This is a genomic window from Streptomyces sp. NPDC013455, assembly GCF_040632975.1.
In the GTDB taxonomy this organism is placed as follows: Bacteria; Actinomycetota; Actinomycetes; order Streptomycetales; family Streptomycetaceae; genus Streptomyces.
This window is the reverse complement of sequence record NZ_JBEYCX010000008.1, coordinates 57,445-81,507: the sequence shown is the minus strand read 5'-3', so window position 1 is coordinate 81,507 and position 24,063 is coordinate 57,445. Positions and strand designations below refer to the sequence as shown.

Here is a 24,063-nt window from a genome sequence, read left to right as displayed (position 1 = left end):
AACACGCACGGACAGACGCGCGCGCCGGGCCCGGAGGGGTCGGCAGACCCGGAGGAGTCGGCAGACCCGGAGGAGTCGGCAGGCCCGGAGGGGTCGGCAGGCCCGGAGGGGTCGGCAGGCCCGGAGGGGTCGGCAGGCCCGGAGGGCTCACCGGTCCCCGAGGGCACGGCGGACGGCGCCGGCCGCGCCCGGCGCGGGCCGTGCGGGGTCTGGGCGGACAGCCCGGCCGCGAGAGGTGCCGCCCACGGGCCGGCCGCGGCACGCGGCCGTTTCAGCGGCGCGGTCGGGCGGCACCCGCCGACGGCGGACGGGTCGGCGGTCGGGCGGCGCCGGGCGATGGCGGACGGGTCGGCGGTCGGCCGGCACCCGCCGATGGCGGTCGGGCGGCGCCGGCCGGTACAGGAGGGCGGCATACCTGAGGCGTCAGCGCCTCGCGAAGGAAGGAGTCAGGCGGATGAGATCCCTGGGAATGACCGGCTCACTCAACATGTCCCCCGTACGTATGAATTCGGCCATGCAATCGAGCAAAGTCATTCCACAGCCGTCGGAGAACGTCAACCGACTTGAGCGAACACCGGCCGCGCCGCTGGCTCGATCCCGCAACCGCCCGAAACGAGACATGTCCGCCTTGCTCTCGACTCCGGTACGGGCCCGGGACGGCCGCCCGGCGCGGCTGGAGGCCGGAGGGATTCCCTGGTCGCCGAGCACCTGCCCGACGGGCAACTCGACTACGGGGGCGGCTGGTTGACCTTCCGCTTGTGTGCGTCCCGGCGGCCGGCGCCGTGCTCCTTGGGGCAGTCTTTGCCCGCCAGCTGGCCGGAAACAGCCCACTGGAGCCACGGCCGCCGCCTCACGCCTCCGCGTACTTCGCGTCGGACGCCGGGTCCAGTGCCAGCCGGTATCCCCGCTTCACCACGGTCTGGATCAGCTTGGGCACCCCCAGCGCCGTACGCAGCCGGGCCATCGCCGTCTCCACCGCGTGCTCGTCGCGGCCCGCGCCCGGCAGCGCGCGCAGCAGCTCCGCCCGCGGCACCACCCAGCCGGGGCGGCGGGACAGGGCGCGCAGCAGGGACATGCCCGCCGGCGGCACCGGCTTGAGGACGCCGTCCACCAGGACGGCGTGCCCCCGGATCTCCACCCGGTGCCCGGCGACGGGCAGCGAGCGGGCGCGGGTGGGCAGCTCCTGGCACAGCAGCTGGACCAGGGGGCCCAGGCGGAAGCGTTCCGGCTGGACCGTCTCCACCCCGCGGGCCTGGAGCGGGATCGCGGTGACCGGACCCACGCAGGCCGGCAGGACGTCGTGGGCCAGGGCCGACAGCAGCTCGTCGAGCAGGCCGCGGTCCTCCGCCCGGGTGAGCAGGGAGGCCGCGGCGGGCGCGCTGGTGAAGGTGACGGCGTCCAGGCCGCGGGTGACGGCCGCGTCCAGGAGGCGGTCCAGCGGACCGAGGTCCTCCGGCGGCATCCAGCGGTACACCGGCACCGGGACCACCTCGGCGCCCGCGGCCCGCAGCGACTCCACGAACCCGGGCAGCGGCTCCCCGTGCAGCTGTACGACGACGCGCTGGCCGTCGACGCCCTCCTCCAGGAGCCGGCCGAGCACCTCGGCCAGGGACTCCGAGGACGGGGACCACTCCTCGGTGAGGCCGGCCGCCCGTATGGCGCCCTTGACCTTGGGGCCGCGGGCGAGCAGCCGCACCCCGCGCAGCCGGCCGAGCAGCTGCTCGCCGAGCCCCCAGCCGTCGGCGGCCTCCACCCAGCCCCGGAAGCCGATCGCGGTGGTGGCCACGACGACGTCCGGTACCTGGTCGATGATCTCCTTGGTGGCGGCGAGGAGTTCGCCGTCGTCTGCGAGCGGCACGATCCTCAGGGCGGGCGCGTGCAGCACGCTCGCGCCCCGCCGCTGGAGCAGGGCGCCCAGCTCGTCGGCCCGGCGCGCGGCGGTGACGCCCACGGTGAACCCGGCGAGGGGTCCGTGCTCGGATTGCTGCTCTTCGTCGTACATGGGGCTCTCCTACCTGACCGGCACGCCGATCGAGCCTGTCAACGATGCGTGACAGGCTCGGTTCGGCTTGATGTCACCGGTGTTACGTCACACCTCGGCATAGCTGAGCTGCGTCTTCTCCTCGGATGCGGCCGGCGTGGCCGGAAGCCGGCCCGCCGGGCGGCGAAGGTATACGGCCCAGGTGACCGCGAAGCAGACACCGTAGTAGGCGAGGAAGACGACGAACGCGCCGGTCCCGGAGCCGTAGGAGAGGAAGGACTGCCGGAAGGCGAGGTTGATGCCGACGCCGCCGAGCGCGCCGACCGCTCCGATGAGGCCCATGGAGGCGCCGGACAGCCGTCGGCCGTGGGCGGCGGCCGCCTCCCCGGTCAGGCCCTTGGCCAGGGCTTTGGCCTGGAAGATGCCGGGAATCATCTTGAACGTCGACCCGTTGCCGAGCCCGCTGAGCACGAACAGGACGACGAAGACGGACACGAACAGCGGCAGCGACCTGCGCATGCTGGCCCCGACGAGGACGGCGGTGGCGGCGGCCATGCAGACGTAGTTCCACAGGGTGATGCGGGCGCCGCCGTAGCGGTCGGCGAGCCAGCCGCCGAGGGGGCGGATGAGGGAGCCGAGCAGCGGGCCGATGAAGGTGAGGTACGCCGCCTGCAGCGGGGTCCGGCCGAACTGGTTGGTCAGCACCTGGCCGAAGGCGAAGCTGTAGCCGATGAAGGAGCCGAAGGTGCCGATGTAGAGGACGGACATGATCCAGGTGTGGCGGTCCCGGGCGGCGTCCTTGGCCGCGCCGGTGTCGTTCTTCACCGTGGCCAGGTTGTCCATGAACAGCGCGGCGAGCACGGCGGCCACCACGATCAGCGGGATGTAGATCCCGAGCAGCACGCGCGGGCCGCCGTTCGCGCCGATGATGGCGAGCGCGGCGAGCTGGATGACGGGCACGCCGATGTTCCCGCCGCCCGCGTTCAGGCCGAGCGCCCACCCCTTCCTCCGCAGCGGGAAGAAGGCGTTGATGTTGGTCATGGAAGAGGCGAAGTTGCCGCCGCCGATGCCCGCCAGCAGGCCCGTCAGGAGGAAGGTGGAGAAGGACGTGCCCGGCTCCATGACCGCGAACGCGGCGATCGTCGGGATCAGCAGCAGGCTCGCCGAGATGACCGTCCAGTTGCGGCCGCCGAAGACGGCCACCGCGAAGGTGTACGGCACCCGTACGACCGCGCCGACCAGCGTGACCACCGACGTCAGCAGGAACTTGTCGGCGGGCGTGAGGCCGTACTCCGGGCCCATGAACAGGACCAGTACGGACCACATGGTCCAGACGGAGAAGCCGATGTGCTCCGAGAGGACGGAGAACCAGAGGTTACGGCGGGCGACGCGCTCCCCGGTCGCCTTCCAGAAGGTCTCGTCCTCCGGGTCCCAGCGCTCGATCCAGCGGCCACTTCGACGGGTTGGGGCTGGGGCTGTCATCACGCCTCCACGGTGCTCCGGCTGCTCGGTCTGCCGACCACTGACGGACCCCGAAGGTAGGCAGGACGCGTTTCCGGCCCTGTGGCTGCGAGTGACCGCAAGGGAACGTTGCTCTCACTCGGCCGGGGGTCGGCCGGTGAGATCGCCCGCCGGTGCCGCGCGCCGCGCGCGTGTCCGCGTCACGGGGAGGGAGGCCGTCCGCTGGGGCCGCCGTTGCGGAAGGCCTGCCAGATGGTGGCGAGCGCCACGAGCTGGGCCAGCAGGAACGCCACCGAGGCCAGGCGCATCTGGTAGATGTACATGACCAGACTCGCGCTGGAGGGCCAGTACCGCCGCTCGCTCATGAAGGTCTGCACGTCCATGACCAGGCCGGTGAACGTCATCACCGACGTGAAGGTGGCGATGGTCGCGATCGATCCCCTCACGTCCTGGCCGCTCAGCTCCCCGAGCATCCAGTGGACACAGACGGGGACGGCGAAGACGGTGGCGATGTAGAACGCCTTGGTCGGGCCGTGGCGGCCGGGGAGGCTACGCCACAGCGCCCCCATGAAGAAAGCGGCGGCCACCCAGGTCACATGCCAGGCGAGGACGTTGAGCACGATGGAGGGGACTCCGCTGCGGTTCTCCACGGTCGTGGTCCAAACGCCACCGCTGACCATGCCGTACCAGTACATCAGGCCCGTCCCGGGAAGGCCGACGAGGCAGCCGATCACCGCGCATCTGCGGGCGTTCGCCCACCACGTGGTCATGGGTCCGCAAGCGAAGGCCACGTCCACGAGCCTGACGCCTTCGGGCAGGTACTGGTCCATCTGATCGATTTCCCGCTCGATCGCCTCTCGGTCCGCTGTGGAATCGCCGTGCTTCGCGCCCGGATGGTGCAGGCACTCCTGGAGGTCCCGGTAACGCCGGACCATGCGCAGCAGTCCGGAGCGGTCGGTCATCGACATCACCTGCCCCAGAGGGCGGTTCCCGACGGAGGGCTGCATCAGTACGGCCTTGCGCCCGGTCCAGGAGAGCAGTGCCCAGGTCAGGAGAAGACCGAGAGCGACAGTGATGAAGTAGCCGGTCACCCCGAAGTGGTACTCGCCCCCGGGTAGCACGACCAGCGTGAAGACGACCACCAGGAGGAACCGCTCCGAGCCGGTGGGTGTGAACGAACTGTCGTCCTGCCGCTCGGCGCGGCAGACGTACAGGGCACCCATCGGGACGAGTGCGAGCAAGGCGAAGGAGGCGGCATCCCACAGGTCCGACAGCACGAAGTCGGGGAAATCCCACCACCACAGGGTGAATTGCTGCTGCAAGTGCGCCGTGTAGGTCGGCCATCCGGTGTCGGCGAGCCAGCTGATGCGGTCCCAGTAGCGCCAGAAGGCCAGGAGTGCCCACAGGACGGTCACGGCGGAAAGACCGACGGACAGCGAGACGACTTGCCATGACGGCAACGCCCCACCGTCCATCCGCACGGCTCGCCGCACCGACGAGATGGCCCCCATGAAGAAAACGGATACCGCAGCCGTGTAGACGAGCAGCGTCACCCAGGAGCCGGCCGGGTAGATGAACAGGTGCTTGTGACTCTCACTCTCGGGCAGCAGCGCGCACTCCGCCACCTCGCAGCCGACCGACATCCCGGCCACAGTGACGCCGACCGCGCACGCTGCGACGAGCAGGAACTTCCGACATCTCCCGAAAAGACACAAAGCGATCCCGAGCAACACCAGCAGCAACAGGGAAAGAGTCGTGGTGTAGTCACCGGACCAAGAAAACGCGCGCCCTAGGAAATCGTGGACATTGTCCCCCATGTAGACGAGCATCCCGATCCCCGCCGACAAGAGCGCCCAGGAGCGCAGCGCCCCGAGTGCCTTCTGCTCGTCGTCCGCGAGAGGCCGTGCGATGCCCTGCCGCAGTCTCCTTCCGGCGAGGAGCAGGAGAGCCCCGTTCGTGACGTCGACCATCGCGGAGGATCCGCTGAACATCCCCAGCGCTTCCCACGCCTGCTCCGGCGACAGTGTGGTCGCGCCCCATCGCTGAGCCGCGGGTGGACGGAAACTGACCGTGAAGTTGGTCGGTTCCTCGTTCTCCCATTTCAGTACGGTGCCGTCTTCTCCGGTGGCGGATTCGGGACTGACGGACAACGCCCTGGGTCCGCCCGTTCGGACCTCCACCTTCTCCCAGGCCGCATTCCAAAGACTCAGCGGAGGCGCGAACTGGATGGTCCAGACGTCTCTTCCAGCCTCCAGTTGCCACGGGCCGATCTGGTGCGTGCCGAGCCACTGCACCCAGACGACGGCCTCGTAGTGCACCACCACCGTCTTCCCGTCGAAATCCACTGTCAGCGGCTTCGGCCGCTGCTCATCGAAAGTGAGCGGGTTCTCTTCCCAGACCGTTCCCAGCAGGCAGCGCAGTGCCTGACGGTACTCGGGTGCGTGAGTATCCAGCAGCAGATCGGGAGCGTGCTTCCAGCTTGCCGGAATCTCGATGTCCAGCACGCTCTCGACTTTGCTGTAGTCGAGACCTCGGTGCTCGAAATCAGCCGAGGCGGTGACTTTGAGACCGCGCATCCCTTCCATACCGCAGGTGTCCGCCCCGTCCGCCGCCCCGGACGAAGTGCCCGCACTCGCCCATACCGAGAGGACGGCCAGCAGCACCACGGACAGCAGCAGCCCCGGCGGGGAGGGTGGGCGACGGATCACCGCCCCAGGATCCACCCGCCGGAGTCATCGGTCGTCCGGTGCTGCGACGTACGCGGGCGAGGCCACTCCGACAGCCGATGCCCGGATCGCGGGCTGGTCGTCAGGGCCCGGCGCCCGTGACCGGTCATCCCGCCGGGACCGGGCGCTCGGCCGGCGGTGCCGCCACCTGGCCCGTGCGGCGGAGTTTCTGCCAGCGCAGGCGGCCGCCGGTGAGGGCGGTGATCCAGGACTGGAGCAGGACGACGTACATGAGCTGGCGGTACAGGAGCTGCTGCAGCGGGAGGGAGAGCAGCGGGGTCGGGCGCTCGCGGTCCAGGTGGAAGGCGTAGGCCGCGCAGGCCGCCTGGACGGCGAGGACGGCGAACCAGGCGGCGACCGTCCGCGCGGTCGGGCCGAAGACCAGGCCGTAGACGAGGAAGAGGTCGATCAGCGGGGCCAGGAGCGGGGCGACGACCATGAAGAGCGCGACCAGGGGCAGCCCGACCCGGCCGAAGCGGCCGGACGGGCCCCGCTCGAACAGCGCGCGCCGGTGCTTCCAGATGGCCTGCATGGTGCCGTAGGACCAGCGGTAGCGCTGGGACCACAGCTGCTGCACCGACTCCGGCGCCTCGGTCCAGGCGCGGGCCTTCTCGGCGTACACCACGCGCCAGCCGTCGCGGTGCAGCGCCATGGTGACGTCGGTGTCCTCGGCGAGCGTGTCGTCGCTCATGCCGCCGACGCGTTCCAGGGCGGATCTCCGGAACGCCCCGACCGCGCCCGGGATGGTCGGCATGCACCGCAGGACGTCGTACATCCGGCGGTCGAGGTTGAAGCCCATCACGTACTCGATGTGCTGCCAGGAGCCGATGAGCCGGTTCTTGTTGCCGACCTTGGCGTTGCCGGCGACCGCGCCGACGCGCGGGTCGGCGAAGGGCTGGACGAGTTCGCGGACGGTGGCCGGCTCGAAGACGGTGTCGCCGTCCATCATCACGACCAGGTCGTACTTGGCGTTCGCCAGGCCCCGGTTGAGGGCGGCGGGCTTGCCCGCGTTCTCCTGGCGGATCACCCGGACACCGGGCAGGCCCAGCTCCTCGACGATCTCCGCGGTGCCGTCCGCGGAGCCGTCGTCGATCACGAGGACCTCGATCGGATGCTCACTGCGCATCAGCGAACGGACGGTGTTCTCGATGCACTTGGCCTCGTTGTACGCCGGCACCAGCACCGACACCGGCTCGGTGACCGGCTGCTCGCCCCAGCGGAAGTCGCGGCGCCGGGTACGGCGGGCGTGCGCGCCGGACAGCAGCAGCATCAGGCCGAAGCGGGCGATGACCAGGACACCGACGACGGCGAGACCGACGACGAGGACGGTGGTGAGGTGGTCGGACGCCGTCACCAGGAAGACCCAGGCCTTCCCCTTCCACAGGTCAAGTCCGGTGACCGGGGTGTCCGCGCTCGGTGCCCGCAGCGCACCGGTGAGGGTCTGGAAGGTGTAGCCCTGCTGCTGGAGCCTGGGCAGGAGCGTGTCGAGCGCCTGGACGGTCTGGTGCCGGTCGCCGCCCGAGTCGTGCATGAGGACGACCGCGCCCTTGCCGCCGGCGGGCGTGGCGTTGCGGACGATCTGCCGCACGCCCGGCCTGCGCCAGTCCTCGCTGTCGGTGTCGTCGACGACGGTGAGGTAACCGCGGCTGCCGATGTACCGGGTGACCGGCCACGACCTGTTGTCGATGGCGTTCGCGGAGGAGGAGTACGGCGGCCGGAACAGCGAGCTGCGGATACCGGCCGCACCGGCGAGCGCCAGCTGGTTCTGGGACAGCTCCCAGTCGATGCGCTCGGTGGAGTGGTACGACAGGTCGGGGTGGCCGAAGGTGTGCAGGCCGACCTCGTGCCCCTCGGCGACCATGCGCCGGACGAGCTCCGGATGGCGGGAGGCCATGGTGCCGGTGACGAAGAAGACCGCGTGCGCGTGGTGCTTCCGCAGCACGTCGAGCACCTTCGGGGTCCAGGTCGGGTCGGGTCCGTCGTCGAAGGTGAGGACGATGCGGTGGTCGGGTACGCGCAGGCTGCGGCTGCGGCCGTCGCGGGTGTCGATGACCGGGCCGCCGTCCAGGATCCGCCGCGGGACCTCGTCGTTGGCCGCGGCCGGCCGGACGCGGTGGTCCGCGAGGATCTCGTTGTGCACGTAGCCGCGCAGCATGAGCATTGCCAGGGTCGCGCCCAGGACCAGGAGGGGCAGCAGGTAGCGCAGCGGCAGCCGGGTACGGCGCCGGGGACGTGAAGCCATCTGAGGGTGTTCCGCCTGGTCAGAGTGAGAGCTTGGGGTGCGGGTGCCGGGTGCGGCCGGGCGGGGTGTGGGTGCGGCCCGGCGCGGGCGGCGAGGGGGCCGGAGCGGTGGCGGTGGGCGAGGCGGACGGGGCCGGGGTCACGTCGGTGGACGGCGCCGCCGGGGACGGGGAGGCCGTGGTGCCGTCCGCGGTGCCGGGCGCGGAGGAGGTGCCGGCCGCCGGCTCCCCGGACGCCGTGGCCTCGCCGGCGGGGCCGGCGGGGTCGGCGGAGGAACCGCTGCCGGGTACGGCGGTGCCGGTCGCCGCGGCGCCCACGGCCGGGCCGGACACCGTGCCGGTTCCCGGCGCGGCCGGTGCCGTGGAGGCGCTGGGCCGCGGCGAGGTGTCCACCTTGCCCGCCGGCCTGCCCTCGTTCTGGCCGGGCACGGGCAGCCAGGGGGCGGCGGAGTTGCCCGACAGCAGGGTGGCGACGATGACGGCGGCGTAAGCGGCACAGGCGACGCCCACCGCGACACCGAGCCGCCGGAAACGCCGGCTGCGGCGCCCCGACGCGTCCACGAACACCGGCCCGTCGGACCCCCGCGGCTCCCCACCGGCCACGGCCCCGATCCGCACCCCCTCCAACTCGACGGTCACGTCGTGCGGCGCGACGGCACCGACGGCCGCGGTGGCTGCGACGGTCGCGGTGGCTGCGGTGGCCGCGGTGGCCGCGGTGGCCGCAGTGGCCGCAGTGGCTGCGGTGGCTGCGGTGGCCGCGGCGTCGTCCTCGGCCTCGCCGGACTCCGCGGGCTCCACGGAGGCCCCGGGCTCCACGGAGTCCTCGGGCTCGGCGGGCTCGCCGCGTTCAGCGGTCTCAGAGGGCTCGGACTCGGGCTCGGACTCGGACTCGGACTCGGCGGTCCCAGAGGGCTCGGACTCGGGCTCAGGCTCGGGCTCGGCGGTCTCGGAAGACTCGGACTCGGGCTCGGACTCGGGCTCGGCGGTCTCGGCGGACTCGGGCTCGGGCTCGGACTCGGCGGTCCCAGAGGGCTCGGACCTGGGCTCGGGCTCGGCGGGCTCGGAGGACTTGGGCTCGGGCTCGGCACCACCCTCGTCGGCCCCTGGCAGTCCGGCGTCGGCCTGGGCGTCGGCGGACCCGGGGAGCCCGGTGTCCTCGGAAGCCTCGGCGGTCCCGGACAGCTCGGCCTTCTCCGGAGCCTCGGCCGTTGCGGTCCGCTCTCCCGCCCCCGCCCCCCTGTCCGAAAGGCTCTGTTCGCTACCCTCGCTGCTCGGCGGCTTCCGTGCGGCGGATGCCGGTTCGGGGCCTTCCGGTTGGGCGTCTTCTGGCCACTTTTTCACGCGCGTAGATCCCCCCACGGGACTGTTCCGGGCGCGCTCTCGATCCCGGGCACCCGTCGACCGGACCAGGCCCCCACCCGGCCCGAGCGCCCCCACTACCAGCCTGTGCCCGGGCCAAGAATGTAGCGCACGCGGAGTGGTGCCGTGCGCCACCTCGTCAGCCGCCGGCCCGCATCACCTCCGCGTCCATGGCCGGAAGCCATCCATCGGCGGGTCGCAGCAGCCACCCCTCCGCCGGTGCGATCTCGGCCACCGCTCTCCGCAGGGCGGCCAGTCCCGGATGAACCAGCCCTTTCCGCCACACCAGGGAGACGGGTGACAACGGGACGGGGTCGACGAGGGGCCGCCGTACCGTGCCCGGCAGGGCGGGGAAGTCCATGACGGCCAGCACCGGGTGCCGGGTCTTGGCCATGATCCGGCTGAACTCCTCGTCCCCGACGGCCAGGGGAAGCGGCGGCGCCGGCCGGATGCCCCGGCCCTCGAAGAGGCGCTGCGCCAGGTCGGTCCACTCGCGTGTGCGCGGGTTGCCGGCGCCGGCGTACACCGCCTCCCCGGCCAGCGCGGACAGCGGCACCTCGGGCAGCGCGGCCAGCGGGTGGTCCTCGGGCAGGACGACGGCCATCGGCTCGTACCGCACCGGCTGCTGCGCCAGGCCGGCGCGGAGCGCCGCGTCGAGCCCGGCGAAGCGGCCGAAGGAGGCGTCCAGACGGCCGGCCAGCAGCTCGGCTGCGGCACCGGTGAGGCCGCTCTCGTAGCGGGCCATCAGCTCGCAGTCGGGGGCGATCTCCCGGGCCCGGTGCAGCACCCGGCGGCCGGTGACCAGGCCCGAGGAGTTGACGTCCACCAGCAGCGGCCGGGCCTGGCCGGGGGCGAAGGCGGCGAGCAGCTCGTCCTGGGCGGCGAGGACACGGCGCGCGTGCGGCAGCAGGCGCTCGCCGTCGGGGGTCAGCGTGACCTGCCGGGTGGTCCGCACGAACAGCTCGGCACCCAGCTCCCGTTCCAGCCGCCGTACGTCCCGGCTGAGCGCCTGCTGGGCGACGTAGAGCCGGGCCGCGGCGCGGGTGAAGTGCAGTTCCTCGGCGACGGCGACGAAGGCGCGCAGCAGGCGCGGGTCTATGACGGCGGCAGCGGGCATGACGGCGAACTTACAACGCGGGTGCGTGAATGGGCACGCGGAAAGTGTTGGACCCGCCGACCGGCTCCGGGCCAACGTAGCCCCATGCCGCAACAGACCAGCCAGGACAGCCGTATACCGCTCGACGCACCGCGACCCGCCGGATACCGGCGGCTCTTCACCCTCCCCGGCACGCGTGCCTTCACGGCGGGCAACCTCCTCGCCCGTCTCCCGATGGGCATGTTCAGCGTGAGCGCCGTCGTGATGATCGCCGGCTCCCGGGGCTCGTACGCCCTCGCCGGTGCCGTCACCGCGACCGGGCTCGCGGCGACCGCGCTGGCCGGGCCGTTCGTCGCGCGGCTCGTGGACCGGCTCGGGCAGGCCCGGATCGCGCTGCCGGCCACGCTGGTCTCGGTGCTCGGCAGCCTCGCCCTGCTGCTGTGCGTGCGCTACGACGCGCCCGACTGGACCCTGTTCGCCGCCTACGCCGGCACCGCGGCCACCCCGAACATCGGCGGCCTGTCCCGGGCCCGCTGGGCCCATCTGCTGCGCGACGAGCCGGGCGCGCTGCACACCGCGAACTCCTTCGAGCAGGCCGCCGACGAGCTGTGCTTCATGCTCGGCCCGGTGCTGGCCTCCTTCCTGACCGGCACCTTCTTCCCGGAGGCGGGCACGCTCGCCGGGGCGCTGCTGCTGCTCGCCGGCATGCTGCTGTTCACCGCCCAGCGGGCGACGGAGCCGCCGGTGCGGGCCCGGTCCCGGGCGCGGTCGCCGCTGCGCTGCCCCGGCATCCCGCCGCTGCTGGTGTGCTTCGCGGCCACCGGCGCGGTGTTCGGCTCGATGGAGGTCGTCACGATCGCCTACGCCGACGCCCAGGGGCACCGTGCGGCGGCGGGCCTGGTGCTCGCGCTCCAGGCGGCGGGCTCGTGCGCGGCGGGGCTGGCGTTCGGGGCCCGGAAGCGGACGGGGGTGCGGCTCGGCCACTGCCTGGCGGGGATGGCCGTGCTGATGACGCTGCCGTGGGCTGCCGCCGGGCTCACCGGTTCGCTGTGGGTGCTGGCGGGCGCGCTGCTGGTGGCGGGCATGGCGACGGCGCCGACGATGGTCACGGCGATGACGCTGGTGCAGGAGCGCACCCCGGCCGACCGGCTGAACGAGGGCATGAGTCTGATGGTGACCGGTCTGCTCGCGGGCGTCGCGTGCGGCTCGGCGGCGGGCGGCTGGGCGGCGGAGCACGCGGCCCCCACGAGCGCGTACGCCGTCCCGGTGGCCGCCGCGGCCCTCGCCCTGGGTCTGGGAGCGCGGCGATGAGCGCCCCGAAAGGGCATGGGGAACCGCGCGACCGGCCACGACGCCCCGCACCCGGCAACCGGCGTCGACCCCCGCGCCGCATCCCCGTGCCACATCCCCGCGGCGCTCCCCCACCGGCGTTACCCCCACCGCCTGGGCATGACGACGGCCCCGCCGCTGGAAAGCGACGGGGCCGTTGCCCACATGGGGTACCCCCAGGAGGGGCTGGTGGAGATGGCGGGAATCGAACCCGCGTCCAACGGTGCGGAATCAGGGCTTCTCCGTGTGCAGTCCGCTGTGCTTTTCTCGGCCCCGGCGATCACGCGGACAAGTCGCCGACGGGCTCAGTCACTGTTTGATTTCCCTCTTCACCCCGTGACCGGGATCAAGGTTTAGTTCCCTAGCTGATGCCAGGATCCGGGTCGGGAACAGCCCCGGGCTGACACTTCGCAAGTCGCTACTTAGGCAGCGAGGGCGAAGGAATCGCGCTTGGTGTTGGCGATTATTTTTTTCGGCCTGTGGTTTACGAGATCATGGCCGCTTCCTCGACACGCTTCCCCTGCTTCGACAGCCGCTGTCGAAACCGATCATCCCCATGTTGTTTTTTCAATCCCCTCCGGGGAGGGGGCGCGCACCCTCAGTGGAGTGCGGTGCCATCGTACGTGACCAACGCACGACGATGCCAGCCTATTCCCGGCGGCCCGGTCAGACGCCCCGCTGCCGGCGCCGCGCCGCCGCGATCGCGCGGTCGGACTCCCGCCGGTCCTGCTTCTCCCGCAGGGTCTGCCGCTTGTCGAACTCCTTCTTGCCGCGGGCGAGGGCGATCTCGGCCTTCGCGCGGCCGTCCTTGAAGTACAGGGCGAGGGGCACGATCGTGTGACCCGTCTCCTGCGACTTGGACTCCAGCTTGTCGATCTCCTCGCGGTGCAGGAGCAGCTTGCGCTTGCGGCGCACGGAGTGGTTGGTCCAGGTGCCCTGGAAGTACTCGGGGATGTGGGCGTTGTGCAGCCACGCCTCGTTCCCCTCGATCTGGACGAAGCCGTCGGTCAGCGAGGCGCGCCCCTGCCGCAGCGACTTCACCTCGGTGCCGGTGAGCACGAGCCCGGCCTCGTAGGTGTCGATGATCGCGTAGTCGTGCCGTGCCTTCTTGTTCTGCGCGACGATCTTGCGCTTGCCGTCCTTGGCCGCCTTCGCGGCCCCTCCGCCCTGCTTGGGCTGGGACTCCTTCGGTACGTACATTCCCTTGCTCATAGTGCCGCCCATTTTCGCACCAAGGAGGGGGTGCGGGGGAAGCGCATTAACGGGGGGCTACGACGGGTCGCCCAGGCCGCCCAGGACCTTCTCGGCCCGCTCCAGGGCGTCTGCGCCCGCCTCCAGGTCGGGGGTGATCCCCCGGCCGTCGACCGTGTGGCCCGAGGGGGTGCGGTAGTGGCCGACGGTCAGCTCCGCCACCGAGCCGTCGGGCAGTGTCGTCGGCATCTGGACGGAGCCCTTGCCGAAGGTCCGGGAGCCGATCACGACCGCGCGGCCCCGGTCCTGGAGGGCGCCGGTGAGCAGCTCGGCGGCGCTCATCGTGCCGCCGTCGACCAGGACGACCAGGGGCCGGGAGGTGTCGCCGCCCGGGGCGGCGTGCAGGGCGCGCTGGGCGCCGTCGACGTCGTAGGTGGCGACCAGGCCGCCGTCCAGGAAGGCGGAGGCGGTGTCCACGGCCTCGGTGACCAGACCGCCGGAGTTCCCGCGCAGGTCGAGCACGGTGCGGCAGTCGGCGGGGGCCGCGCGCAGGGCCGCGCGGACCGCGTCGGCGGAGTGCTTGGTGAACGCGGCGATCCGGACGACGGTGACCCCGCCGGACAGCCGCCGCACGGTCACGGAGTCGGTGGACAGCCGGGCCCGGTGCAGGGTCTCGGTCCACCCGCGCCCGCCGCGCTCCAGGCCGAGGCTGACCGTCGTACCGGCCGGGGCGTCGTCGGCGTCGCCGCGGAGCAGGGCCACCACCTCGGTGACCGGCCGCCCGTCGACGTCGTGGCCGTCGACGCTGCGCAGCCGGTCCCCGGCGCGGATGCCGGCCTCGGCGGCGGGCGAGCCGGGCCGCACCCGGGTGACCTCGATCCGGCCGTCCGGCTCCTGCCGCGCCGACAGGCCGACGCCGGTGTACCGGCCGTCGAGCGCCTCCTGGAACTCCTCGTACTCGCCCTCGGAGTAGACCGCGGCCCAGCGGTCGCCGCTGCGGCTGACGGCCCGCTCGGCGGCCTCCATCGGGGACTTGCCGTCGGCCAGCGCGGCGGCGGCGGCCTCCTCGACGGCCTGGTTCCGGGTGGCCGGCCGGACGGCGGTCTCGCGCGCCGGCCGGTCGGGTGCCGGGAAGGAGCCGGTGGCGGCGCCGGCGACGAGTACGCCGGCGAAGACCAATGTCAGGGCCGCCCCGCGGCGGATGCGGCGGGGCTGACTGAACAGGTCGCGGCCTGACATGGCCGTGAGTCTAGGGGAACGCGAAGGGCCGTACGGCACGATGTCCGTACGGCCCCCTTGGGCGTGCGTCACACCTTCAGATACTTGCGCAGCGCGAAGAACGCCGCCAGGGACGGCATCAGCACGCTCGTGGCGAGGATCAGCGGGAGCTTGGTCAACACCGCGTCCCAGCCGACGAAGTTGATGAGCGTGAGCTTGTGGGAGAGGTCCATGCCGTGGTCGATGGTGAAGTACCGGCCGACCACGAGCGCCACGCAGGCGAGGCCGCCGCCGATGAGTCCGGCGACCGCGGCCTCGGCGATGAACGGCGCCTGGATGTAGAAGCCCGAGGCACCTACCAGGCGCATGATGCCGGTTTCGCGCCGTCGGCTGAACGCCGAGACGCGCACGGTGTTGACGATCAGCAGCAGGGCGACGATCAGCATCATCGCCATCACGCCGAGCGCACCCCGGTTCATCAGGTTGAGCAGCTGGAAGAGGTTGTCCAGGATGCCCTTCTGGTCCTGCACCGACTGCACACCGTCCCGCCCGTTGAAGGCGGTTGCGATCACCTGGTACTTCTGCGGGTCCTTCAGCTTGATCCGGTACGACTCCTGCATCTGGTCCGGGGTCAGCGAGCCGGCCAGCGGGGAGTTGCCGAACTGCTCCTTGTAGTGCTTGTACGCCTCGTCCTGCGACTCGTACGTCACCTTCTCGACGACCGGCATGCCGTGCAGGTCCGAGAGGATCTGCTTCTTCTGGTCCTCGGTGACCGCGCCCTTGGCGCAGTGGACGTCGTTCTCGGCGTCGTGCTTGTTGCACAGGAAGATCGAGACGTTGACCTTGTCGTACCAGTAGCCCTTCATGGTGCTCACCTGGTCGCCCATCAGCAGCGAACCGCCGAACAGGGCCAGGGACAGGGCGACGGAGACGATGACGGCGAAGGTCATCGTCAGATTGCGGCGGAGACCGACACCGATCTCCGACAGGACGAACTGGGCGCGCATGGCGGGTTCTTCAGGCCTTTCGGGAACTGGGCGCGGTCAGTGCTGGTAGCCGTAGACGCCGCGGGCCTGGTCGCGGACGAGGCGGCCCTTCTCCAGCTCGATGACGCGCTTGCGCATCTGGTCCACGATGTTCTGGTCGTGCGTCGCCATGATGACGGTGGTGCCCGTCCGGTTGATGCGGTCGAGCAGCTTCATGATGCCGACGGAGGTCTGCGGGTCGAGGTTGCCGGTGGGCTCGTCGGCGATCAGCAGCTTGGGCCGGTTGACGAAGGCCCGGGCGATGGCCACGCGCTGCTGTTCACCGCCGGACAGCTCGCCGGGCATCCGGTCCTCCTTGCCGCCGAGCCCGACGAGGTCGAGCACCTGCGGCACGGACTTGCGGATCTCGCCACGGGACTTGCCGATCACCTCCTGCGCGAAGGCCACGTTCTCCGCCACCGTCTTGTTCGGCAGCAGGCGGAAGTCCTGGAACACGGTGCCCAGCTGGCGGCGCATCTGCGGCACCTTCCAGTTGGACAGGCGCGCGAGGTCCTTGCCCAGCACGTGCACCTGGCCGTGGCTGCACCGCTCCTCGCGGAGGATGAGCCGCAGGAAGGTGGACTTTCCGGAGCCGGAGGACCCCACGAGGAAGACGAACTCGCCCTTCTCCACCTCCAGGGAGACATCCCTGAGTGCGGGGCGGGTCTGCTTGGGGTAGACCTTGGAGACGTTGTCGAATCGGATCACGGATGCACCACGGGTCGCCGGGGGTAGATGAGCGTGACCATACGCGAACCGGGTGTGCAAGTGCAGGCGCAGGTTGAGGTTGGGCAAGACTTGTACGTTTTTGTACCGGCTCCCGCCTCCGTCGCCTGTACAAGGGCCCCGCGCACGCGGCGCGGGAACCTGGCACAGTGGAAGGGGAACGTTCTCGTTCCCGCGAGCGTTGTACGTGTGATGGCCGGTGCAAGGAGGGCGAGCGCATGACGTACGACCGGTTGGTGTGCGCGAACTGCGCGGCGCCCGTGAGCGAGGGCCGGTGCCCGGTGTGCCGTGCCAACCGCGAGCGGCTTCAGCAGGAGGGCCTCTTCGGGGGCCTCGGCGGGCTGAACCCGACGGCGCTGATCGCGCTGCTGGCGGTGCTGATCGCCGCGGTGGCGCTGCTGGCGCACCAGACCGCCTGAGAGAGCTCGGCGGACCGCCTGGGAAAGCCCGCGGAAAACGTCGCAAGGGCCCGGAGCGTCGAGCTCCGGGCCCTTGCGTCTGTGCCGTGCGAGCGGCTGTGAGCGTGTGGCTACGCTCAGGCCGCGGCGGCGCCCCGGCCGCTCACCAGGCGCGGCAGCACGCGGAAGCCGATGCCGCCGGCGATCATCGTCGCGGCGCCCACCAGCAGGAACGCGGTCTGGCCGGCACCGGTCTCGGCGAGCTGCTTGTCGCCGCCCTGGGCCGTGGTGTCGGAGCCGGTGTCGGTCAGCGCCGAGGAGCCCTCGTCCTGCGGCACGTTGTTGTTGCCGCCGTCGGGGGTGGTGTGGTTGCCGCCGGTGCCGGAGCCGCCGGTGGAGCCGGAACCGCCGGTGGAGCCGGAACCGCCGGTGGAGCCGGAGCCGCCGGTGGAGCCGGAACCGCCGGTGGAGCCGGAACCGCCGGTCGAACCGGAGTCGCCGCCGGTGGAGCCGGAGTCGCCGCCGATGGAGCCGCCGCTGCCGCTGTCGCCACCGGAGTTGCCGTTGCCGCCCGAGTTGCCGTTGCCACCCGAGTTGCCGTTGCCGCCCGAGTTGCCGTTGCCGCCGCCGGTGGAGGCGTCGCCGCCGGTGCTCGCGTCGCCGCCGGTGGAGGCGTCACCGCCGGTGGAGGCGTCACCGCCCGTGGAGGCGTCGCCGCCGGTGCTCGCGTCGCCGCCGGTGGAGGCGTCACCGCCGATGGAGGCACCGCCGCCGATGGAGGCGTCACCGCCGATGCTCGCGTCGCCGCCGGTGGAGGCGTCACCGCCGATGGAGGCACCGCCGCCGATGGAGGCGTCGCCACCGCTGGCGGCCACGCCGCCCGAGCTGTCGGTGCCGCCGTCGGTGCAGATGCCGATCGGGCAGTCGCCGCCGCCACCGTCGGTGTTGCCGCCGTCGGTGTCGCCGTCGGTGGTCACACCGAGGCTGATCGGTCCGGCCTGGACGTCGAGGTCCAGGGCGGAAGCCGCGCCGGCCGCGGTCAGCGAAGCACCGGCCGCGATCACGGCGCCGGCGGCTATCCGCGCGACCCGGATCCGCGTCTTCTTCGTCATATGGTTGCTACCCCCAGTAGCTGATCGTCAATGGGCGTCGCGTGGGGCGTGCCGTGATCGACGGAGGCAGCTGGTGACGAAGCGCGTCAACTCGATCCCCCGGTTCACATGCGCCCCTCAAGTACGCATGCCGCGCCTCACCCTTCCCATTTTTCAAAGCAACGTCAAGGGCGTTGCGCGCGCAATGTCCGATGGGGTGGCGTTTGCGGGGAATCGAAGCCTGTGAGTGTGATGTAAAACCCAGACAAATGACAACTGCCGCCTCTCGGGCGGCAGTTGTCATGTCGACAAAGTTACTTCTCTTGCTGCTTGCGCCAGCGAATACCGGCCTCCAGGAAGCCGTCGATCTCGCCGTTGAAGACGGCCTCCGGGTTGCCCACCTCGTGCTCGGTGCGCAGGTCCTTGACCATCTGGTACGGGTGCAGCACGTAGGAACGCATCTGGTTGCCCCAGGAGTTGCCGCCGTCGCCCTTCAGGGCGTCCATCTTGGCCTGCTCCTCCTGCCGGCGCCGCTCCAGCAGCTTGGCCTGGAGGACGTTCATCGCGGTGGCCTTGTTCTGGATCTGCGACCGCTCGTTCTGACAGGAGACCACGATGCCGGTGGGCAGGTGGGTGATGCGGACTGCGGAGTCGGTCGTGTTGACGCCCTGGCCGCCGGGGCCGGAGGACCGGTAGACGTCGATGCGCAGCTCGGACTCGTCGATCTCGACGTGGTCGGACTGCTCGACGACGGGCAGCACCTCGACACCGGCGAAGGAGGTCTGCCGGCGCCCCTGGTTGTCGAAGGGCGAGATGCGCACGAGGCGGTGCGTGCCCTGCTCGACGGAGAGGGTGCCGTAGGCGTACGGCGAGTGCACGGCGAAGGTGGTCGACTTGATGCCGGCCTCTTCGGCGTAGGACGTCTCGATCAGCTCCGTCTTGTAGCCGCGCTGCTCGGCCCAGCGCAGGTACATGCGCTGGAGCTTCTCGGCGAAGTCCGCGGCGTCGACGCCGCCGGCCTCGGCGCGGATGTTGACGAGCGCCTCACGGGCGTCGTACTCGCCGGACAGGAGGGTACGGACCTCCATCTCGTCCAGCGCCTTGCGCACGGAGACCAGCTCGGACTCGGCCTCGGCACGCGTGTCCGGGTCGTCCTCCTCCTCGGCCATCTCGAAGAGGACCGCGAGGTCGTCGATCCGGCCGCGCAGCGCCTCCGCCTTCCTGACCTCGGCCTGGAGGTGGGAGAGCTTGCTGGTGATCTTCTGTGCCTCGTCCGGGTTGTCCCACAGGGACGGGGCCGCCGCCTGCTCCTCAAGCACGGCGATTTGTGCCCTCATCGCATCAAGGTCCAGAACGGCCTCGATCGACTCCATGGTCGAGGAGAGGGACTTCAGCTCTTCGGATACATCGACGACTGCCACGCCTTCCAGCGTAACGGCTGTGGCAAGCGTCCTCGGCCCCCCGCACCCGGGCACGGCGCTCACCGGGCCCACCGGTGCCCCGGCGCCGCGGTCGCCGACCCGGCCGGGTCAGGGAGCCGACGTGCTGTGGTCGGCCGGTGCCGGCCGTTCGTCACCGTCGGCGGACGCCCACCACGCGCCGACGCCCACGACCGCCGCCAGCACCGCCCCGGCCACGCCCAGCGTGATCCGGCGCCGCCGCACCGCGGCCTTGTGCCGGGCCGAGCCGGGCCGGGGCGCACCGGTGGCCCGGGGCGCGCGAGCGGTCCCGTGGGCCCCGCCGGCCAGCTCGTCCGGCGCCGGCACCCGCATCGAGGTGTGCGTGTCCCGGTTGGAGTCCGGCCTGGCGCCGGGCACCAGCGAGACCGCGCCCCGCCGCCGTACCGGCTCGCCGCCCGCCGGCGCCGCCGGGGCCGGCTCCTCCGGGTCCTCCTCGGCGAGCCCGGGCTCGTCCACGTCCAGCGGCGGCATCCCGGCGAGCAGGGGCAGCTGCTCGCGCAGCCGCGCCGCCAGCTCCGAGGCGCGCAGCCGGGAGGCGGGCGCCTTGGCCAGGCACTGCACCAGCAGCTGCCACAGCTCCTCGGGGATGCCGGGCAGCGGTACGACGGTCTCGGTGACGTGCCGGCGCAGGACCGCGCCGGGGTGTCCGCCGCCGAAGGGGGTGAAGCCCGCCAGCAGCTCGTACAGGACGGTCGCCAGGGCGTAGATGTCCACGGCGGCCCGCGGCGGCAGGCCCTCCACGATCTCCGGCGCCAGGTAGTCCGGCGTGCCGATGATCTTCGTGGCGCGGGTCCGCTTGGGCGAGTCGATCAGCTTGGCGACGCCGAAGTCGGTGAGCAGCGCCGGGTGGGCGCCGCCCGGCCCGAGCGGGCCCTGCATGTCGAGCAGGACGTTCTCGGGCTTGACGTCCCGGTGCACGACGCCGGCCGCGTGGGCGGCGGCCAGCGCGTCGGCGACGTCCGCGACGATCGCCACGGCCGCGTCCGGGGCCAGCCGCCGTTCGCGCTCCAGCCGGGTGCGCAGGTCGGTGCCGCGCACGAGGTCCATGACCAGGGCCAGGTCGTTGCCGTCGACCACCAGGTCGCGCACGGTGACGATGTGCGGGTGCTCCAGACCGAGCAGTGCGGTGCGCTCCTGCACGAAGCGTCCGACGAGCTCCTGGTCGCAGGCGAGGTCCTCGCGCAGCAGCTTGATCGCGACGGGACCGTCCGGCCCCTCGCCCAGCCACACCGTGCCGGCGCTCCCCCGCCCCAGGATCTGGTTCGCGGTGTACCGGCTGCCGATCTTCCGTGCCAAGACTGCTCCTACAGACGCGTGTTGTCGTTAAAACTACGCGTCCGAGGAGTCAACCTTCACCGCGGAGACGGAAATCACCCGGCAGATGTCGACAAATCCCTAAACCAGCGATCAGTTCCCGCTGCCGGACGAGCCGCCCAGATCCTTGATCCAGTCGCCCGCCTTGCCGGCCCAGTCGCTGAGCTGGTCCCAGTAGCCCTTGCCGGTGCCGATCCAGTCCTGCAGCGGGGTCAGCTCCCAGATGAGCCAGCTCGCCACGACCAGGATGACGATGGTGAACAGGCAGCCCTTCAGGCAGCCGAGACCGGGGATCTTCATCGGGTTGGCGCTGCGCTGCCGCGGCGCCCGGGGCTCGCGGGCGGGCCGCCGCGGCTCCGGCGGGGCGGGCGGCGCGTACCGCTGCGGCTGCTGCGGCGGGGCGTACTGCTGCTGGGGCTGCTGCTGCGGGTAGCCGTGGCCGGGGGCCTGCTGCGGGCGCTGCCGGCCGCGCGACTGCGGCTGCTGCGGACGGGCCTGCGGGGCCTGGCGCGGCTGCTGCTGGGGCCGGGCGACCTGCCGCTGGGGGCGGCGGCGCAGCGGGTCCTCTTCCGGGTCCAGGTACTGGATCTGCGTCTGGTCGTTGCGGTCGCGGGCCGCGCGCAACTGGGTCTGCCAGGGGTGCGGCTGATCGGGACCCTGCCCCTGCTGGCCCTGCTGGCCGTACTGCCCCTGGGGTACGGGCGGCAGGACGGCCGTCGGGTCCGCCGCGCCCGTGTTCGGCAGGACGGCGGTGGGGTCGGCGGCGCCGGCCGGGCCGCCGGTGTGCGGCAGCACGCTGGTCGCGGCGTTCGGGTCGTACGCCCCCGGGGGCGCGTTCGTCGGCAGCACCTGGGTGGGGTCGGCGGCGCCGGGCACGCCCGGGACGGCGGCCGGGGCCGGGTCGGGGGCGAGCAGCGCGCCGACCCCCTCGGCGGCGGCGATCTGCGCGGCGTTCGCGTGCACGCCGACACCCTCGGCGACGACCCGCAGGCCGCGCGCGAGGTTCTCGGCGCTCGGCCGCTCGTCGGGGTTCTTGCGCAGGCAGCGCTCGATGACCGTCCACAGCGGGTCGGGAACGGTGGAGGGGCGGCGCGGCTCGGAGCTCAGGTGCTGGTGCAGTACCTCGAGGGCGGTGCTCCCGGCGAACGGCGGGCGGCCGGTGACCAGCTCGTAGAGCAGGATGCCGGCGCCGTAGACGTCCACGGCGGAGGTCTGCGGGCGGCCCTCGGCGGACTCCGGGGCGACGTACGCGGGCGTGCCGACGAACTCGTGGGTGCGGGTCAGACCCGGGGAGTCGGCGAGGCGGGCGATGCCGAAGTCGGTCAGCATCGGGTGCATCCGGCCGGCCTGCTGCATGAGCAGCACGTTCGCCGGCTTCAGGTCGCGGTGGACGACGCCGTCGGCGTGGCTCGCGGCGAGCGCGTCGGCGATCTGGGCCGTCATCAGCGCGGCGGCGACCGGGGTCAGGGGGCCGTTCTGGCGCAGGTAGCGGTGCAGGTCGGGGCCGTCGACGAGGTCCATGACCAGGGCCAGCAGGTCGCCCTCGACGACCAGGTCGCGGACCCGGACGATGTTGGGGTGGGTGAGGCGGAGCAGGACGGAGCGCTCGCGCAGGAAGCGCATCACGATGTCCGGGTCGCTCGCCAGCTCCTCCTTCAGGACCTTGATCGCGACCGTCTCGCCCGGCTGCCCGGGCACGGCCGCCTCGGCACCCGCGGTCTCCCGCTGGCGGGCACGCCAGACGGTGCCTGTGGCGCCGCGTCCGAGCGGCTCCTCAAGCAGGTACTTGCTGCCGACTGGCCGCACGTCACGCGCTCCCTGCTGCTTGCTGTTGCTTGCTTTCCTGCATTCCGGTGTTCCGACCCACTGTAGTGCGGCCCTTCGAGGGACCACGTACGCGTTCCAGAGCTTGTTCGCGGGGGGTTCGACGGAAAGACGCCGGTCCCGGTCCCCTGGTTGCCGGGGCCGGACGTGACCGATCTCAACTGATCGCCGGTGGCGTACTGGTCAGGCATTTTTGGGGGCAGAGCCGACCAATCAAGATCACTTGTCACCGGGTCCCGGGCGGATTGCCGACGGCAGGTGCGAGGATGCTGCCAGCAGCCCGCCCGGTGCCTCCGGCGGCTGCTGGCCGACGTGCTCGTGTGGGGTGGGGGGAAGTCCGCGCCCGCGCAGACCCGCGCAGAAGGGACCGCTGACGCCGATGCAGATCCGGCTGACCGTCGTAGACCCGCTCGGCCCGTCCCCGCAGCGGGGCCGCGCCGCGAGCCGCGACGTGCTGGTCACGGCGCCCGCGGGCACCGAGCTGGCCGCGGTCGCGTCGGCGCTGGCCGGGGCGGTCGCCGCGGACGGCGGCGCGGGCCGGGACACCGGCGGCGCGGCCGTCGTCCTGTACGCGGGCACCGAGCGGCTGGACCCGCGCCGGGCCACGCTCGGCGAACCTCCGCTGCTCGACGGCGCCGTGCTGTCCCTGGGCGCCCCCGCGGCCCCCGAGCCGCATCCCGAGCTGGACGACGCCCCGACCCGGCTGCACGTGGTGGCGGGCCCGGACGCGGGCGGCGTCCACCTGCTGCACGGCGGCCGGATCACCGTCGGCCGCTCCGCCGACGCGGACGTCCCGCTGGACGACCCCGACGTCTCCCGGCTGCACTGCGCGGTGACCGTCGCCGCGGACGGCCGGGTCTCCGTCACCGACCTCGGCTCCACGAACGGCACCACGCTGGACGGCGTGCGCGTGACCGGGCAGCCGGTGCGGTTCCCCGCCGGGGGCCTGCTGCGGATCGGCGAGTCCGCCCTGCGGGTCACACCCTCCGGGGGGCCCGGGACGCGGGTGCGGACGGTGCCGGACGGCGAGGGGTGCGTGCGGGTCGCGGCGGGAGGCGGGGCGTCACCGGGCACGGCCGGGGACGGGCAGCGTGCGGGGTTCCCGACCACGCCGACCACGCCGACCGCGCCGACCACGCCGTCCACGCCGTTCGCGCCGACTGTTCCGGTGCAGGAAGCGGCGCCGGGTGCGGGCGGCCCCGGCGCGGGGCCGTCGCCGTCGGCGGGTGTGCCGTCGGACGGGATATCGCGGGGGGCCCGGGGGGAGGCCGGCGGGACGCGTCACGCCTACGGCTCGTCCGGCTTCGCCGGCCCGGACGGTTCCGGCACCGGGGCGCAGGGGCACCGGCGGGCGGAGGCACCGGTGGTACCGGGACAGGCCGGGGCGCCCCGCATCGAGCACCGCGGCACCCCCCGTGCGTCCGGGGGCGACACCCACGCGGGCCGCTACGGCGTCGGCGGGCCGGGCACGCTGCCCACGGACCCTTACGCCGGCACGGCACCACACGCCACCCCGACCACGGACCCCTACGCCGGCACGGCACCACACGCCACCCCGACCACGGACCCCTACGCCGGCACGGCACCACACGCCACCCCGACCACGGACCCCTACGCCGGCACG

At 72.5% G+C, this 24,063-nt stretch carries 17 protein-coding genes and 1 other RNA gene; 3 read left to right on the top strand and 15 right to left on the bottom strand.

Annotated features, from left to right (window positions below; genetic code table 11):
• Window positions 1-850: 850 nt before the first annotated feature.
• From ABZ576_RS15310 to ABZ576_RS15285, 6 genes are all read right to left on the bottom strand, one after another.
• Window positions 851-2,002, bottom strand: a complete 1,152-nt coding sequence (locus tag ABZ576_RS15310; protein ID WP_360740219.1) for a uroporphyrinogen-III synthase — start codon at window positions 2,000-2,002, stop codon at window positions 851-853.
• 87 nt (window positions 2,003-2,089) lie between these two features.
• A complete protein-coding gene (locus ABZ576_RS15305) occupies window positions 2,090-3,463 on the bottom strand; it encodes a nitrate/nitrite transporter (RefSeq protein WP_360740216.1) in 1,374 nt (457 codons plus the stop codon).
• 179 nt (window positions 3,464-3,642) lie between these two features.
• A complete protein-coding gene (locus ABZ576_RS15300; protein WP_360740213.1) occupies window positions 3,643-6,150 on the bottom strand; it encodes a DUF6185 family protein in 2,508 nt (835 codons plus the stop codon).
• A gap of 124 nt (window positions 6,151-6,274) precedes the next feature.
• On the bottom strand, window positions 6,275-8,410 hold the full coding sequence (locus ABZ576_RS15295) for a bifunctional polysaccharide deacetylase/glycosyltransferase family 2 protein (protein WP_360740210.1): 2,136 nt from the start codon (window positions 8,408-8,410) through the stop codon (window positions 6,275-6,277).
• A gap of 19 nt (window positions 8,411-8,429) precedes the next feature.
• Complete coding sequence (locus ABZ576_RS15290) at window positions 8,430-9,749, bottom strand: hypothetical protein (RefSeq protein WP_360740207.1); 1,320 nt, start codon at window positions 9,747-9,749, stop codon at window positions 8,430-8,432.
• A 157-nt stretch (window positions 9,750-9,906) separates the two neighbouring features.
• On the bottom strand, window positions 9,907-10,884 hold the full coding sequence (locus tag ABZ576_RS15285) for a LysR family transcriptional regulator (RefSeq protein WP_360740204.1): 978 nt from the start codon (window positions 10,882-10,884) through the stop codon (window positions 9,907-9,909).
• Between the two features lie 84 nt (window positions 10,885-10,968).
• Here ABZ576_RS15285 and ABZ576_RS15280 point away from each other — a divergent pair, with 84 nt between their 5' ends.
• Window positions 10,969-12,174 carry an MFS transporter gene (locus ABZ576_RS15280; protein ID WP_360740201.1) on the top strand — a complete coding sequence of 402 codons (1,206 nt, stop codon included), beginning with the start codon at window positions 10,969-10,971 and terminating at the stop codon, window positions 12,172-12,174.
• A 205-nt stretch (window positions 12,175-12,379) separates the two neighbouring features.
• Here ABZ576_RS15280 and ssrA read toward each other — a convergent pair.
• The 5 genes from ssrA to ftsE all read right to left on the bottom strand — a co-directional run bounded on the left by ssrA (window position 12,380) and on the right by ftsE (window position 16,334).
• Window positions 12,380-12,748: a transfer-messenger RNA gene (ssrA, locus tag ABZ576_RS15275) on the bottom strand.
• A 110-nt stretch (window positions 12,749-12,858) separates the two neighbouring features.
• The gene (gene smpB, locus ABZ576_RS15270; RefSeq protein ID WP_360740198.1) at window positions 12,859-13,404 is read right to left on the bottom strand and encodes an SsrA-binding protein SmpB; all 546 of its coding nucleotides are present in this window, start codon (window positions 13,402-13,404) and stop codon (window positions 12,859-12,861) included.
• A gap of 57 nt (window positions 13,405-13,461) precedes the next feature.
• Window positions 13,462-14,622 (bottom strand): S41 family peptidase, encoded by a 1,161-nt coding sequence (locus ABZ576_RS15265; protein WP_360740195.1) that lies wholly within the window; start codon window positions 14,620-14,622, stop codon window positions 13,462-13,464.
• Between the two features lie 68 nt (window positions 14,623-14,690).
• Entirely contained in the window at window positions 14,691-15,608 is a 918-nt protein-coding gene (gene ftsX, locus ABZ576_RS15260; RefSeq protein WP_360740192.1) for a permease-like cell division protein FtsX, read from the bottom strand.
• A 36-nt stretch (window positions 15,609-15,644) separates the two neighbouring features.
• The gene (ftsE, locus tag ABZ576_RS15255; protein WP_055707746.1) at window positions 15,645-16,334 is read right to left on the bottom strand and encodes a cell division ATP-binding protein FtsE; all 690 of its coding nucleotides are present in this window, start codon (window positions 16,332-16,334) and stop codon (window positions 15,645-15,647) included.
• 236 nt (window positions 16,335-16,570) lie between these two features.
• Between ftsE and ABZ576_RS15250 the strand changes: the two genes are divergently transcribed.
• Window positions 16,571-16,771, top strand: coding sequence for a hypothetical protein (locus ABZ576_RS15250; protein ID WP_360740189.1), 201 nt, complete (start codon window positions 16,571-16,573; stop codon window positions 16,769-16,771).
• 116 nt (window positions 16,772-16,887) lie between these two features.
• Here the strand turns inward: ABZ576_RS15250 and ABZ576_RS15245 are convergent, their stop codons facing one another.
• The 4 genes from ABZ576_RS15245 to ABZ576_RS15230 all read right to left on the bottom strand — a co-directional run bounded on the left by ABZ576_RS15245 (window position 16,888) and on the right by ABZ576_RS15230 (window position 22,421).
• Window positions 16,888-17,862 (bottom strand): hypothetical protein, encoded by a 975-nt coding sequence (locus ABZ576_RS15245; protein ID WP_360740186.1) that lies wholly within the window; start codon window positions 17,860-17,862, stop codon window positions 16,888-16,890.
• A gap of 293 nt (window positions 17,863-18,155) precedes the next feature.
• On the bottom strand, window positions 18,156-19,262 hold the full coding sequence (prfB, locus tag ABZ576_RS15240; protein WP_360740183.1) for a peptide chain release factor 2: 1,107 nt from the start codon (window positions 19,260-19,262) through the stop codon (window positions 18,156-18,158).
• A 108-nt stretch (window positions 19,263-19,370) separates the two neighbouring features.
• On the bottom strand, window positions 19,371-20,597 hold the full coding sequence (locus ABZ576_RS15235; protein ID WP_360740180.1) for a serine/threonine-protein kinase: 1,227 nt from the start codon (window positions 20,595-20,597) through the stop codon (window positions 19,371-19,373).
• Between the two features lie 111 nt (window positions 20,598-20,708).
• A complete protein-coding gene (locus tag ABZ576_RS15230; protein ID WP_360740177.1) occupies window positions 20,709-22,421 on the bottom strand; it encodes a serine/threonine-protein kinase in 1,713 nt (570 codons plus the stop codon).
• A 397-nt stretch (window positions 22,422-22,818) separates the two neighbouring features.
• Here ABZ576_RS15230 and ABZ576_RS15225 point away from each other — a divergent pair.
• Window positions 22,819-24,063: FHA domain-containing protein (locus ABZ576_RS15225; RefSeq protein WP_360740174.1), on the top strand; the 1,245-nt coding region annotated here is incomplete at its 3' end.